Raw genomic sequence first — 14,399 nt, forward strand, 5'->3', positions numbered from 1 at the left:
GCAGCGCGATGAAGCGTTCCACTCTCTCGCTCGTCCTCGCCGCAGCGATCGGCCTTTCGGGACCGGTGGCGGCGAGGCAGGCGTCCGACTCGGCCGTTCCGGCCGCTGCCTTCACCCCCGACCGCGCGCAGGAAACGCTTCTCGACAAGGCGCGCCGGGCCGGTGCGACCGATCTGACGACCCGTCCCGCGCCAGGCGGCGGGATGATCGTAAACGGCAAGCTCGACGGCCATATCTTCGTGCTTGCGATTCCGGCGAACTGGAACCGCGAAGCAGTGTTGATCGGGCAGGGCTATGCGGCACCCGGTTCGACGCCCGCGGTGCCCGCCGATCCGACCGCGCCATCGGAAAGCGGGGGTGCGTTGCGGCACATCTATGACGAAGGTCTCGCGGTCGGTGTCGCGGCGTTCGATAAATCGGGGGTTGCGACCGAGAGCGGCGCGAAGAACGCGATGCGGTTGCATGCGTTGACGACCCGGCTGGGCGCCAAGCGGCATTATGCCGTCGGCGGATCGATGGGCGGTAGCGTCGTGTTGGCGCTGATCGAACTCTACCCAAAGGCTTTTGCCGGCGCGGTGTCCATGTGCGGCGTGACCGAGGGCTGGCGGCCTTTGATCCAGCAGCTCGCCGACATGCGCGGCGCCTATGACTTGCTGACCGAAGGGACGCCCTATGCATTGCCCGGCGCGCACGATCTCACGCGCTCGGGGCTGCCGACCGAGCCGTCCGCGGGAGATTCGACCCCCGGCGATGCCTTTCGCGATCAGCAGAGGATGCGGGTCCTGATGCCGATCTTCGCGCTGTTCCAGGCGGCAAAAGCGAACCTCGACGGACGCGAGGCGCGGATCATCCGCCAAGTCGCGGCGGTCGGAGGCTTCGCACCCGACCCCGCAGCGATCGGTGCGCCGGTCTATGCGGCGGTGCTCGGCATGGACGATATCGTCGCGACGATGGGCGGGCTGCCGATCGACAACAGCGAACGGGTTTACGCGCCGCCAGAGATGAGCGCCGAAGAGTCTGCCGATTTCAATCGCCGTATGCCGCGCTATCACGCCAACCCCCGCGCCGTCGCTTTTGCCCGGCAATGGCACGAGCCGACGGGCAAGTTCCGGGTGCCGCTTGTCACTGTGCATCAGACGACCGACTCGCTGGTGCCTTTCTCTCAATCCGAAGGGCTGGGGCGGATCGTCGCGGCGGCGGGCAACGGCGCGCGGATCGCGCAATACGCCGTGCCGCCGACGAAGATGCCGCTACCCGATGGCCTCGAGGGCTATACCCATTGCGGCTTTTCGCCGAAGCAGAACGCCAACGCCTTCGATGCGATGCGGACCTGGGTGCGGACGGGTCGGCGTCCGGGACCGGATGCGGTCAAGTGACAGGCGCGCTGCCGCCGCTGGATCGCCGCCGGATGCTTGGCTTGGGTGCCGCCGCGGTTGCGGCGGCCGCATCCGGGCCGCTGCGCGCGGCAGTGAAGGAGGCACAGCCTTTCCTCTGGGGCGCCGCGACCGCGGGGCATCAGGTCGAGGGCAACAATATCAATGCCGACATCTGGCTGCTTGAACAGGTAAAGCCGACGATCTTCGCCGAGCCGTCGGGCGATGCATGCGACAGCCTGAACCGCTGGCGCGAGGATATTGCCATCGTCAAGGCGTTGGGACTCAACGCCTATCGCTTCTCGGTTGAATGGTCGCGCATCGAGCCCGCTCAGGGGCAATTCAGCCAAGCCTATCTCGACCATTATGCGCGCATCGTCGACCATTGCCGTGAGCAGGGACTGGCGCCGGTGGTCACCTTCAACCATTTCACCACGCCGCGCTGGTTCGCAGCGGCGGGGGGCTGGGAGAACATGGACGCGCCCGACCTGTTCGCGCGCTATTGCGACAGGGTCGCGCGCGCGATGGCGGCGGGGATGAGCCATGCGCTGACCTTCAACGAGCCGAATCTGGCGCTCGGCGGCGGCTGGTCGGCCAGTCCGCCGCCACCCGCCTTCATGAACCGCGTCATCGCCTGCGTCGCGGCGGCGGCGAAGGCCAGCGGGTCCGACCGTTTCTCGCTACTCAACGCCGGCGATCCGGCACCGATGATCCCCGGCGTCACCGCCGCCCACGTCAAGGCCCGCGAAGCGATCCGTGCGGTGCGCGGCGACCTGCCGATCGGAATGAGCCTCGCCATCCCCGACAATGTCGCGGTCGTCGAGAACAGCGCAATCGAACGCAAGCGCGCCGACGTCTACGGCCCCTTCTTCGCGGTAATGGACAAGGATGATTTCATCGGGGTTCAGACCTATGGCCGTGCCTATGTCGGCGCCGAGCGCGATGTCGATATTCCCGTCGGCGTCGCGCGCCGGCCGGGCGGTGGTGAATGGTATCCCGCGGCGGTGGGCAATGTCGTGCGTTATGCCCATCAGGCGACCGGCCTGCCGGTTATGGTTACTGAAAACGGCATCGACGCGGCAGACGATGCGGAGCGCGAACGCTTCATTCCCGAAGCGATCGCTTCGGTCCAGGCGGCGCAAAAAGATGGCGTGCCGGTGCTGGGCTATATCCACTGGTCGCTGCTCGACAATTTCGAGTGGCTGTCGGGCTATGGCCCCAAATTCGGTCTCGTCGCGGTCGACCGCAAGACTTTTCGTCGCACGCCGAAACCGAGCGCGCGTCTCTACGCTGATCTGGTGAGGGGAAGATCATGACGCGAAGCTGGCTGATTCTTTTTGCCGCGCTGGTGTTGGCCCCCGCCGCGTCGGCCCAACTCGTCAAGGCGCCGTGGCCCGCTTCGCTCTCGGCTGAGGCGCGCGAGGGGCTGGCGGCGAACGACGCCCGCCCGCCCGAGCCTGCGACGATCGAGGGGCGCCGCGATCGCGCCGAGGCGATCCAGCGGGAAATCGGCGCGCCGCGTCTCGCGCGGTACGGCGTGACGATGAAGGACGATGTGATCGCGGGCGTTCCGGTGCGTCTTTTTACGCCGGCAAAGGGTGCCGCGAAGGGGCGCGTTCTTCTCAACCTGCACGGCGGAGGTTTCCTCGTCGATGCAGGATCGATCAGCGAGAACGCCGCGGTGGCCGCGCTCACTGGCTATCCGGTTGTTGCGGTGCGCTATCGCCTCGCGCCGGAAAATCCCTTTCCCGCCGCCGTCGACGATGCCGTTGCGGTCTATCGCGCGCTTTTGAGCGACCATGAGCCGAAACGGATCGGGCTTTACGGCACTTCCGCGGGCGCGATCCTGTCGGCCGAACTCGTCGCGCGGCTTCGCGCCGACAAACTGCCGCAGCCAGCCGCGCTCGGCTTCTTCTCGGGCACCGCCGACCTGTCGCGACAGGCAGACAGTGTCACGCTGTTCGCCGATCCCTCCGCGGCGACGATGCTGGTGCAGCTTTATGCCGGCGCGCGAGCGGCCGACGATCCGTTGCTGTCGCCGCAGCGCGGCGATCTCGCGGGCTGGCCCGCGACATTGTGCCTGACCAGCGGCCGCGATTTCCTGCTGAGCGCGACCGCCGATTTCTGCCGCGCGCTCGATGCGGCAGGAGTGCCCGCACAGCTCATGCTGTTCGACGGGCTGCCGCACGCCTTCTGGAGCTATATCGACGCGCCCGAAACCGATGCGGCCTTCGCCGCGATGGCGCGCTTTTTCGCCGCGCGCCTGGGAGACGGAAAATGAGGACGATATTGATCCTGGCGGCGCTCGCGACCGCCTCACCGGCCGTGGCGCAAATCTCGGTTCCCGCCTTCACCCTGCCGGCGTCGAACCAGCTCAGCGATGAGGCGCTGAAGATACTCGAACGGATGAAAGAGGCCACGGCGCCCGCCGAGATCGCCGGCGACGTCGCGAAGCAGCGGGCCTTCTATGGTCGTTACAATGACGACCGGCTGGCCGAGATGCGCCGCCATTTCCGCACCAGCGAGCGGCGCGAGACGCTGAACGGCGTCACCGTGGATATCGTCGAGCCTGCCGACGGCATCGCCAAGGGCAACCAAGAGCGCGTTGTCATCAATGTCCACGGCGGTGCCTTCATGTGGGGTTCGGGCAGCGGCGCGCTGGTCGAGGCGATCCCGATCGCCGCGACGATGGGGGTCAAGGTGGTGACCGTCGATTACCGGCTGTCGCCCGAACATCGCTATCCGGCCGCCTCGGCAGACGTGACCGCAGTCTACAAGGCGCTGCTCAAGCAATATCCGGCCGCCAACATCGGCATTTACGGTTGTTCGGCGGGCGGCGTCATCACCGCGCAAGCGACTGCCTGGATCCGCCGCGAAGGCCTCGCGCGCCCGGGCGCCATCGGCACCTTCTGCGGCACCGGCGCGCCTTATTCGGGCGACAGTCCGTATCTGGCCGGGCTTATCACCGGCGGCGCGGCGCTTCCCGTCCCGGCGCTGCCCGATGTGCTGCCGCTTCCCTATATGCAGGGGATCGAGGCGAGCGACACCACTGCCTATCCGCTCGTTTCCGAGACGGCGGTGAAGGCGATGCCGCCGACACTGTTGCTCGCGGGGGGACGGGATTTCGCCACGAGCGCGCTGACGCTCGCGCATCGCCGCCTCGCCGCGGCGGGGGTGGAGAGCGAACTGTATCTCTTCGACGGTCTGCCGCACGCCTTCTTCGTCTGGCCCGACATGCCCGAATCGACCGAAGCCTATCGGCTCATCGCCTCCTTCTTCGACCGGCATCTGGGGCGTCGCGCGCGCTGATGCGGGCACGCACCATCATAACCCTCGCCCTGACCTATGCGCTGCTCGGCCTGCTTATGAACAGTGTGGGTATCGTCATCCTGCAGTCGATCGTCCATTTCGGCGCAAGCAAGCTGATGGGATCGACGCTTGAGGCGTGCAAGGATCTGTCGGTCGTCGTCGCCTCGTTCCTGCTGGTCGGCGCGGTGCCCGCTTTCGGCTATCGCCGCTCGCTGATCGCGATACTTGCGGTGATGGCGTTCGTCTGCCTGCTCGCCTCCTTCGCCACGGGTTTCCCGGCGATGCAGGCGTTGTTCGTGATGACCGGCCTCGCGTTCGGCATCACCAAGATCGCGACCTATTCGGCGATCGGACTGGTCGCGCGCGATCCCGCGGATCACGCAAGCATCACCGGTCTTGTCGAGGGCGTATTCATGGTCGGCGTATTGGCGGGCGCCTGGATCTTCGGCTGGTTTATCGACAGCGGCGACTGGTTGCGCGTCTATTGGCTGCTCGCCGCATTCTGCGCGCTGGCGTCTTTCGCCTGGATCGGTATCCGGCTCGATGAAAGCGCGGCGTCGACCAGAGGCGACGGCGCTTCGGCGTCGGCCGGCTGGAAAGAGATGCTGGCGCTTGCCGCCTTGCCCGCGACGGTCGCGGTGCTCGCGACCCTGTTCCTCTACGTCCTGATCGAACAGGGCGTCGGAACCTGGCTTCCGACGTTCAACCGCGAGATACTCCATCTGCCGGCAGCGATGAGCGTCCAGATGTCGAGCATCTTCATCGCCTCGCTCGCGCTCGGACGCCTGCTGTCGGGACTCCTGCTGCGCCGGATCGCATGGCTGCCGGTGCTGCTGACCTGCCTTGCCGCGCTGGCGGCGCTGGTGGTCCTGGCGTTGCCGCTGGCCGAAGGCGTGCGACCGCGTGCGGACACCGGATGGGCGAACGCACCCTTTGCGGCCTATCTCTTTCCGTTGATCGGCCTGTTCCTCGCTCCCGTCTATCCGACCATATGCTCGGTCGCGCTGAGCGCGCTGCCGCAGCATCGCCACGCCGCGATGATCGGATTGATCGTGATCTTCTCCGCGCTCGGCGGCACGATCGGTTCGTTTCTGGTCGGGCTGCTTTTTCAGTCGGTGCCCGGCACCACCGCTTTCTATTTTCTGCTGGCGCCGATGGCGCTCGTCGCGCTTGCCTTGCCGCTTGTGCGCCGCCGGGTCGCGAGCATGGCCCGATGATTGTGGCCGACACGCCCGCCGGACTGTTTGGCCCACTGTTCGCCGCGGTGCAGGAGAGCGGCCTCTTTCCCGATTCCAAGACCTTTGCCGATGCGCGCCCGCGCCGCGAGCCGGCGGCGATCCTTGCCGACTGGCAAAGCCAGCGCCCGGCGCCGGGCGAGACGCTGCGGCGTTTCATATTCGCCAATTTCGATGTTCCGCGAGCCCAGCCGGCGCCGTCGCCCGACGGCCTCAAACTCGCCGCCCATATATCGGCGCTGTGGCCGCTCCTGACGCGCGTGTCGGGCGAACCCGCGCCCGGATCATCGGAACTGTGGTTGCCGCACAGCTATGTCGTCCCCGGCGGTCGCTTTCGCGAGCTTTATTATTGGGACAGCTATTTCACCATGCTCGGGCTCGCGCGCTCGGGACGACAGGATCTGGTCGAGAATATGATCGGTAATTTCGGGAGCCTGCTCGACCGGATCGGTCATATCCCGAACGGCACCCGCAGCTATTACGCCAGCCGCTCGCATCCGCCCTTCTTTTATCTGATGGCGGCGCTGTCGCGCGACGACAGCGTTGGGGGCCGCCGCCGCCGGCTGGCATGGATGATCAGGGAGCATGGCTTCTGGATGGCGGGCGAGGGTGGCCTCGCGCCCGGCGGCGAGGTGCGGCGCGTGGTCCGGCTGGCCGATGGTGCGTTGCTCAATCGCTATTGGGACGACAGCGACTGCCCGCGCGACGAGAGTTGGCGCGAGGATATCGCGCTCGCGGCCGAGGCCCCGGCGCGCGATGCGCGGGAACTCTGGCGCGACATTCGCGCCGCGGCCGAGAGCGGATGGGACTTCAGTTCGCGCTGGCTCGCCGACCCACTAAATCTCGCCACTATCCGCACCACCCGGCTGGTTCCTGTCGATCTCAACGCGCTGCTCTTCGGCCTCGAACAGGCGATCGCCGAGGCCGCGCGTGGCCTTGGCGAGACCAGTCGGGCCGACGATTTCGCCGCGCGCGCCGAACGTCGGGCGCGGGCGATCTCCGACCATCTCTGGAATGGTGAGACCGGCCATTACGCCGACTTCGATCTCGACAGCGCGCGGGTGTCGGGCAGGCTGACCGCGGCTGCCGCCTTCCCTCTCTTCATGGGGGTGGCCTCGGCGGACCAGGCGCGCCGCGCGGCTTTGGCGCTCGAACGGCTGCTGCGCCCGGGTGGGCTGATGACGACATTGTGCGACAGCGGCCAGCAATGGGACGCACCCAATGGCTGGGCCCCCTTGCAATGGATCGCGATCAGCGGGCTGCGGCGTTATGGCGAAACAGGATTGGCAGATAGCATCGCCGGTCGCTGGCTGGCGATGGTCGAAGCGCATTACGAGGCGAGTGGCCAGCTTTTCGAGAAATATGATGTCGTCGCCTGCGCCGCCGGATCAGGCGGCGAATATGTGACGGAAACAGGCTTTGGGTGGACCAATGGCGTAACGCTTGAGCTTCTCGCGACACAGGACGAGGCGGGAACCCTTGGGTGACATCAACAGGAGGCAGCAATGGGTAACAGAAAGAATGGCCGGTATGTCGCGGCAATGGTTTCGGCGCTTCTCGCCATGGCTGCACCGGTAGCGTCATATGCCGAGGATATTCAGCCCGCCGCGCTGACCGCGGCGCAATCGACCCTCGTGACAAGCGCGCAAAAGCTCGGCGCCACCGACGTTCGTTCGTTCGCCGCTCCAGACGGAGGCTTTATCCTTGCTGGCAAGCTCGAAGGCGACCAGTTCTCGGTCGCCTTTCCCGCGAAGTGGAACCACAGTGCGCTGCTTTATGTCCACGGCTATTCGACCCCCGGAACGCCGGTCGCCGTCCCCGACGATCCGCTCTCCAACGGAACCGGCGCGAACGGCGTACTGCTCGAGGCGTATCGCGACGGCTATGCCGCCGGCCACAGCGCCTATGACAAGGCCGGAATGGGGGTTCAGACCGCGACCGAAAATACGCTCCGCCTGCGCAATTTCCTCGCGAAACTCGGAGCGACGCGATTCCTGATTTCGGGCACGTCGATGGGGGGCAACATCACCCTGTCGCTGATCGAGCAATATCCCAAGGCTTTCGCCGGCGCGCTGTCGTCGTGCGGCGTCACCGACGGCTGGGAAAGCCTGTTTGGGCAGCTCATCGATATGCGCGCGGCCTATAATCTGCTCACCGAAGGCACGCCCTACGCGCTCCCCGGCGAGCACGACCTGACCCGTTCGGCCTTGCCGATGGACTCGCCCGCGGGCGAGGCCGCGACGAGCGAGGCGTTCCGCTGGGGCCGGATCGGCCAGATCGCGATGCCGATCCTTTCGCTCGCCCAGGCGGCGCAGGCCAACCCGACGGGACGCGAGGCCCGCATTCTGAAGCAAGTCGCCTCGATCGGCGGCTTCGAGCCCGAACCCGCATCGATCGCCTTTCCGCTCGTGACAGCGACGCTGGGAATGGATGACTTGAACCGCACGCTCGGCGGCAGCATCTACGGCAATGACGGCAAGGTATACGCGAGCGCAGAAATGACGGCAGAGGAAGCGGCGGCCTTCAATGCGAAGATCCAACGCATCACCGCAGACCCGCAGGCGGTCGCCAATGCCCGCCGCTGGCATCAGGCGACCGGGCGCTTCACCGTCCCGCTGGTGACGATCCACAATCGCATCGATTCGCTGGTGCCCTATGCCCAATCGGAGGCGCTCGGGCGGATCGTTGCGGCAGCAGGCAATGGAAAGCGGCTCGTCCAATATACTGTGCCGGGAACCAAAGCGCCGCTCCCGGTGGGCGGGGTGGAGGGCTATACCCATTGCGGCTTCAGCCCCGAACAATCGGCGGCGGCGTGGGAGGCGCTGCGAGGCTGGGTCGAAACCGGAAAGCGGCCGGCGGTCGAAGCGGTTCGCTAGCGTTGCGTGGGCGAGGAGGATGCGCCGAGGGGATCCGCCTAGCCCGCCGCGATTTCGTTCGTACGAGCGGGCTCGCCGGAGCGGTGGTTACGAGCCCAGGCGGGAAAGCCGCGGTTGCACCGCGCGCCGGTCGATATCGATGCATTGCTTGCGCGCATGACGCTCGCCGAAAAACTCGGCCAGCTTGCCCAGGCGGATGGGGAACGAAGCGCCACCGGTCCCCATTGCCCGCCGGGAGTGAGGCTGATGTCCGGGCGGGCAATAGGGACCGGATTGTTCCTCAGCGCCTATGGCGTCGAAACAACGCTGCGGCTCCAGCGGATCGGGGTTGAGGACACTCGGTTCGGCATTCCATTGCTCTTCGCCGATGATGTGACCCACGGTTTTTGAACGATCTTCCCTGTTTCGACCGGCGAAGCTGCGAGCTTCTACCCAACGGGAATCGTGGTTGGAGCCTGAACAGAACGCCTATAAGGCTGCGATCATGGCCAACCGTGACCTTCTCTCGCTTCTCGGCATCGATCTGCCGATCGTCCAGGCGCCGATGGCGGGGGTGTCTTCGCCTGACATGGCGGCGGCGGTCAGCGAGGCGGGGGCGCTGGGTTCGATCGGTGTTGGCGCGACCGATGTCGAGGGGGCGCGGCGAATGATCGCCGCGGTGCGCGCGCGCACCGCGCGGCCGTTTCAGGTCAATTTATTCTGTCACCAGCCCGCGACGGCGGATGCCGAGTGCGAGCGCCGGTGGATCGAGCGCTTCCGTCCGTTGTTCGCCGAATTCGATGCCGCACCGCCGAATGCGCTCGGCGAAATCTATCGCAGCTTCGTCGGCCACGCCGCGATGCTCGATATGCTGATCGCTGAGCGCCCGGCGGTCGTCAGCTTCCACTTTGGCCTGCCGACGGCCGAGGCCATCGCGGCGTTGCACGCGGCCGGGATCGTGTTGCTCGCGACCGCGACCAGCCTCGCGGAAGCTCAAGTTGCGGAAGCGGCCGGGATCGACGCCATCGTCGCGCAGGGGTGGGAAGCGGGCGGCCATCGCGGGATGTTCGACCCCGACGCGCGCGACGACCGGCTCGGGACCATGGCGCTGACCCGCCTGCTGGCTGGCTCGCTCGACCGGCCGGTGATCGCGGCGGGCGGGATCATGGACGGCGCGGGGATTGCCGCGGCGCTGGACCTGGGGGCATCGGCCGCGCAACTCGGCACCGCTTTCATCGCCTGCGACGAGAGCCTGGCGGACGCTGGTTACCGCGCCGCGCTGACCAGCGACGCCGCGCGACATACCGCCATGGTGCGCGCGGTGTCAGGACGGCCCGCGCGCATCTTGGCCAACCGCTTCGCCGCGCTCGACGCGACGACCAATCCGACCGACATCCCGGCTTATCCGATCGCCTATGACCTCGGCAAAGCCCTCCATGCTGCCGCCAAGGCGCAGGGAGAGCATGGATATGGGGCGCAATGGGCGGGGCAGGGCGCTCCGCTGGCGCGGTCGATGCCGGCGGCGGAGCTTGTCGGTGTGCTGGCGGTGGAGCTCGAAACAGCGCGGCGGCGGTAGGATCAGCGCCCGGCTTTCAGCCGTGCCAGCTCGTCGCGCGCGACCGTCTGCAACGCGGCCGCCTGCGCATCCGACAGACCAAGCGCGTCGGCGCTCTTTTCGTGCGCGCCGAGGCTGGTCGGATCGACCCCGGTGATCGCGCCAAAGGTCACCAGCGCCGACAGATAATAGCCCGCGACGCTTGCGTGATAATGGTCGTAGGTCCAAAGGTCGAGCTGGTCATAGGCGATGCCGTCATAGGGATCGGGGTCGGCGACGCCGGTTGCCATCGCCCGGGTCCACGCCTCGCCCACGGGTACTATGCCCTTGACGGCGGGGGTCGCGGCGCGGGCGCGTTCGGCGGCGGCGCGCAGGTCGTCGGCCATCGCGGCCACCGGCTTGCCATACCAATGGCCTTTGGGCGTGTAGGTCTGGTCGGCACGCGTCCAGGCGGCGACGAGCCGGATATCGACCGCCGGGTTGCGCTTTTCGAACAGCGCGGTCATCCGCGCGACATCGCGGATATAGGCAGCCGGATCGCCGGGGCTGGCGCGGTCGAGAACGCTATATTCCTGAAGGACAACCACGTCCCACGGCTTGTCGAACAGCGCGCGCCGCTCGTCATAATGAAAGCCGAGCGACTTGCCGCCCTGTGTTTCGAGGCTGACGGCATAATCGAGTCCGGCCTGTTCGCAAAAAGCCTTGAACAGCGCCGGAACCCCGCCATAGCCCGCGCCGTTGAGGTCGGTGACTGTGCCGGCGTGCCAGTTGCGCGCTGCCGAATGGGCGCCCTGGGTGAAGCTGTTGCCGATGAACAGGATCGTTCGCGGCGCCGCTTTCGGCGCGAGAGCAGGGGCAGCGGCGAGGGAGGTCGCGCCGGCGGCGGTCGGCGCGGGCGCGCTCTCCTTTGCCGTTGCCGCCGGCGCGACGGCGAGCCCGGCGCAGCCGATCAAAAGCCAGATACCGGACCCGTATTTCATCATCAGAACTCCGTAGTGATCGAGGTGTACCAATAGCGGCCATAGGGGCTGTAGAGCGACCCCAGATAGCCTTCGGACGAGAGCGGCGGCTTCTTGTTGACGATGTTGCGGACGCCGACGCGCCAGCGCATGTCGCCGCCGATCCCGGCCTGGTCGCGGATACGGACCTGGGCATAAAGGTTGGCGGTAAGCTGCGACTTGACCCGCCACGGATTGCCGTCGGCATCGACAAAGCCCGTTTCGTCGACCGCGCCGGTGTAGCGCGCAAAGGCGCCGATCTGGAACTGCCCCAGCGACCAGGTCAGCGACGCCGAGCCGCGCCATTTCGGGCGACCGTTGGCCTCGATCAGATCCTCCGTTTCGGGCAGCGGCGTCGCGGCGTTGATGTCGCCCGCCGCGCGCGCGGCGACCAGCATGTCGACCGCATCACCCGGAGCGCGCGAGAATTTGAGCAGCCGCGTCGCGTTCACCGCAAGGTCGAACTTGCCGATGCTCGTCTTCGGCGACCGCCAATAGACCGCGAAATCGAGCCCGCGCACCGTCTGGGGCAACAGGTTGATGAACTGGTCGCGCACCGTCAGGATGCTCCCGACCGGCGCGATGCCCGTTCCCGCGAAGGCCGCGATATCGTCGGCGTTGGCGGCGTCGCGGACGACATTGGGGTTCGACGATCCCTGCAGACGAAGCAGATAGTCGAGCGCGATCGCGGTGTCGTTGCCAAGGATGCCGACGATGCCCTTTTGCCGGATCGACCAGTAATCGACCGTGAAGGTCAGATGTCCGAGGTCGGCGGGAAGGAAGGTCGGCTCGAACACCGCGCCGAGGTTGTAGTTGGTGCTCTTTTCGGGCTTGAGATCGGGGTTGCCCGACACGCGGCGCGAATAGCCGACATTGTTGCCGCAGGCGGTGAAGCTGTCGATCCGGCCGGCGCGCAGATCGACCTCGCAGCGCAGGAAGTCCTGGCTTGTCGCAAGGCGGGCATATTCGACCGCATTGACCTGCTCGAGGTTCGGCGCGCGGAAGCCCTGCGAATAGGAGCCGCGGAAGCGCAGCCCGTCGAAGACGTCCCACGCCGCGGCGATCTTTGGCCGCGCGACGCTGCCGAAATCGCTGTAATGTTCATAGCGTCCGGCGAGTTGGAGGTCGAAGCGCCGCATCAGCGGCACGTTCATATCCTCTGACACCAAAGGCACGGCCAGTTCGGCATAGCCGGCGGCGACGGTGCGCTTGCCATAGGTGTCGGGATTGTCGCTGACCGCGGCGGCGTCGCTGATCGTGATCGCGCCCGATACCATATCGACAAAGGGGTCCGACCCGTCGACTGCGGCGTCGCGGTCGTCGCGCTGCGTCTCGCGGCGCACCTCGACGCCGAATGCCATGCCGACATCGCCACCGGGCAGCTTGAAGAGGTCGGGGCGCGAGGCGCGGAAATCGCCCATCGTCAGTGTCGTCTTCGACCGGCGCTGAAGCTGGAAGCCGATGGCATCGATCGCGACCTGCGAACTCGGCGTGCAGTCGCCATAGGTCGTCGTCGTCGCACAGCCGCCGTTGAACGGATTATAGGCGTCGGGCGTCGATAGCGCGAGACTCTGCTGGAGCGCCGAACTGCGAACCGCGAAGCTGCTGTCGTGCGCGCTCGCTTCCGAGTAAGTGAAGGCGCTGTCCCATTTGAAGCCCGCGGCCTCGCCGCGAATGCCGAGCAGCGCGCGGAGCTGTTCGCCGGTGACATGCACGGTCTGCGGCCCGGCATCGACGAAGCGATAGTTGGTCATCCGCACCGGCAGGCCCTCGTCGGGCACGTTGGTCAGCCCGGGGATGCGGTTGGGGCTGCCGACCGGTCCGAACGGATTGTAATAGTTGCTCGCCGGGATCCAGATCTGGTTGAGGTTGATGACCGGCGGCTGGCCGCGCAGCGTATCCGAATAATAATAGCCGAACTCGCCGAACAGCGTCAGTGTGTCGGTCAGGTCATAATGCCCGTTGGCGAAGCCATTGTAGCGCTTGACCTGCGGCATGACGGTGGTGCCGACCGCGGTGTCGTAGCGCAGGTCGCGGAAACTGTTGTTGGTGGCGAGCGAGGTGTTCACCAGGCAGAGGTCGGGCGAAAGCTGATAGGTGCAGCCGCCGAAGCTGGGCGGACGGACGGTGAAGGCGCCTGCCGCGGTCGTCATGTTGGTCGAGCCGAGGCGCGGTCGGCCGCCGGTGACGGCGACCTGCAACGCGGGCCAGGTGCCGCGCGTCGCGCGCCCGTCGGGCGTCGTCGAGTCCGCGAAATCGGGATAATCGGCGAACAGCGGGCGCAGGTCGGCCGAAGCGGTGAAATCCTGATCCTCGGCGCGCAACGCCGAGCGGTTGGTATATTCGAACGAGACGGTGAAATTGCCGCGATCGAAACTCTTGCCCGCCAGGATATTGCCCTGGAATTCGCGCAAATGGGTGCCCTCGGCGCCGCCATATTGGGCCTGGAGTCTCAGCCCGTCATAATTGTCCTTGAGCACCGTATTGACGACGCCCGCGACCGCGTCCGAACCATAGAGCGCCGCCGCGCCGTCGAGCAACACCTCGAACCGCTGGAGCCCGGTCGTCGGGATCGCGTTGGAATTATAGCTCAGCACCGGCACCGTGCCGGTGTCGGACAGCCCCTGGCTCGCCGGATGGGTGACGATGCGGCGTCCGTTTAGAAGCACGAGCGTGTTGCCGACGCCCAGCGAGCGCAAATTGACCGAGCCGACGTCGCCGCGCGCCGCATTGCTCGTCTGCGCGTTGTTGCCGGGATTGAAGCTGACGTCGCCCATCTGCGGGATGCTGCGGATCAGTTCGTCGCCGCTGACCGCACCAATGGCGTCGATCCGGTCCTGATCGAGGACGACGACCGGCAGTGCCTCGGTGACGCGCGCGCCTTCGATGCGCGTGCCGACGACGACGATGTCGGACGACAGGATGTCGCCGTCCGGGCCGTCGCTATCGGCCGCGTCGCCCTGGGCCGTGGGCGCCTTGTCCTGCGCATGGGCGGGTAAGCCGGCGAACAGGCAGATCGCCGTGCTCGCGAGCAACAGTGCCGATGTCGAACCCCTCATTGTCCTTCTCCCTCT

At 66.7% G+C, this 14,399-nt stretch carries 11 protein-coding genes; 8 read left to right on the top strand and 3 right to left on the bottom strand.

The features are described 5' to 3' along the window. The first annotated feature begins 8 nt into the window (after positions 1–8). Genes CVO77_RS19330 through CVO77_RS19360 form a run of 7 tightly spaced genes read left to right on the top strand, consistent with a single transcriptional unit; the run spans position 9 to position 8,793 of the window. Positions 9–1,376: an alpha/beta hydrolase family protein gene (locus tag CVO77_RS19330; RefSeq protein WP_146130914.1), complete on the top strand. Its 1,368-nt coding sequence runs from the start codon at positions 9–11 to the stop codon at positions 1,374–1,376. Then, positions 1,373–2,689, top strand: a complete 1,317-nt coding sequence (locus CVO77_RS19335) for a glycoside hydrolase family 1 protein (RefSeq protein WP_338061527.1) — start codon at positions 1,373–1,375, stop codon at positions 2,687–2,689. Before CVO77_RS19330 ends, CVO77_RS19335 begins: the two co-directional genes overlap by 4 nt. Next, positions 2,686–3,654, top strand: coding sequence for an alpha/beta hydrolase fold domain-containing protein (locus CVO77_RS19340; RefSeq protein WP_106000473.1), 969 nt, complete (start codon positions 2,686–2,688; stop codon positions 3,652–3,654). The genes CVO77_RS19335 and CVO77_RS19340 overlap by 4 nt, the downstream gene beginning before the upstream one ends. Continuing rightward, a complete protein-coding gene (locus CVO77_RS19345) occupies positions 3,651–4,682 on the top strand; it encodes an alpha/beta hydrolase (protein ID WP_106000474.1) in 1,032 nt (343 codons plus the stop codon). The genes CVO77_RS19340 and CVO77_RS19345 overlap by 4 nt, the downstream gene beginning before the upstream one ends. Continuing rightward, the gene (locus CVO77_RS19350; RefSeq protein ID WP_242446024.1) at positions 4,682–5,899 is read left to right on the top strand and encodes an MFS transporter; all 1,218 of its coding nucleotides are present in this window, start codon (positions 4,682–4,684) and stop codon (positions 5,897–5,899) included. The genes CVO77_RS19345 and CVO77_RS19350 overlap by 1 nt, the downstream gene beginning before the upstream one ends. Then, a complete protein-coding gene (treA, locus tag CVO77_RS19355) occupies positions 5,896–7,404 on the top strand; it encodes an alpha,alpha-trehalase TreA (protein ID WP_106000475.1) in 1,509 nt (502 codons plus the stop codon). The genes CVO77_RS19350 and treA overlap by 4 nt, the downstream gene beginning before the upstream one ends. Positions 7,405–7,422: 18 nt before the next feature. After that, positions 7,423–8,793: an alpha/beta hydrolase family protein gene (locus tag CVO77_RS19360; protein WP_146130915.1), complete on the top strand. Its 1,371-nt coding sequence runs from the start codon at positions 7,423–7,425 to the stop codon at positions 8,791–8,793. 87 nt (positions 8,794–8,880) lie between these two features. On the opposite strand, the gene CVO77_RS21365 is transcribed toward CVO77_RS19360, so the two are convergent. Continuing rightward, positions 8,881–9,174 carry a hypothetical protein gene (locus tag CVO77_RS21365; protein WP_158258139.1) on the bottom strand — a complete coding sequence of 98 codons (294 nt, stop codon included), beginning with the start codon at positions 9,172–9,174 and terminating at the stop codon, positions 8,881–8,883. A gap of 103 nt (positions 9,175–9,277) precedes the next feature. On the opposite strand from CVO77_RS21365, the gene CVO77_RS19365 reads away from it, so the two are divergent. Next, positions 9,278–10,348: an NAD(P)H-dependent flavin oxidoreductase gene (locus tag CVO77_RS19365; protein WP_106000961.1), complete on the top strand. Its 1,071-nt coding sequence runs from the start codon at positions 9,278–9,280 to the stop codon at positions 10,346–10,348. A 2-nt stretch (positions 10,349–10,350) separates the two neighbouring features. Here the strand turns inward: CVO77_RS19365 and CVO77_RS19370 are convergent, their stop codons facing one another. Both CVO77_RS19370 and CVO77_RS19375 read right to left on the bottom strand, forming a co-directional pair. After that, positions 10,351–11,310 carry a DUF4886 domain-containing protein gene (locus CVO77_RS19370; RefSeq protein ID WP_106000477.1) on the bottom strand — a complete coding sequence of 320 codons (960 nt, stop codon included), beginning with the start codon at positions 11,308–11,310 and terminating at the stop codon, positions 10,351–10,353. Further along, a complete protein-coding gene (locus CVO77_RS19375) occupies positions 11,310–14,384 on the bottom strand; it encodes a TonB-dependent receptor plug domain-containing protein (RefSeq protein WP_106000478.1) in 3,075 nt (1,024 codons plus the stop codon). The genes CVO77_RS19370 and CVO77_RS19375 overlap by 1 nt, the downstream gene beginning before the upstream one ends. Between the last annotated feature and the right edge of the window lie 15 nt (positions 14,385–14,399).

The sequence above is a fragment of the Sphingopyxis lindanitolerans genome, from assembly GCF_002993885.1.
Classification (GTDB): Bacteria; Pseudomonadota; Alphaproteobacteria; order Sphingomonadales; family Sphingomonadaceae; genus Sphingopyxis; species Sphingopyxis lindanitolerans.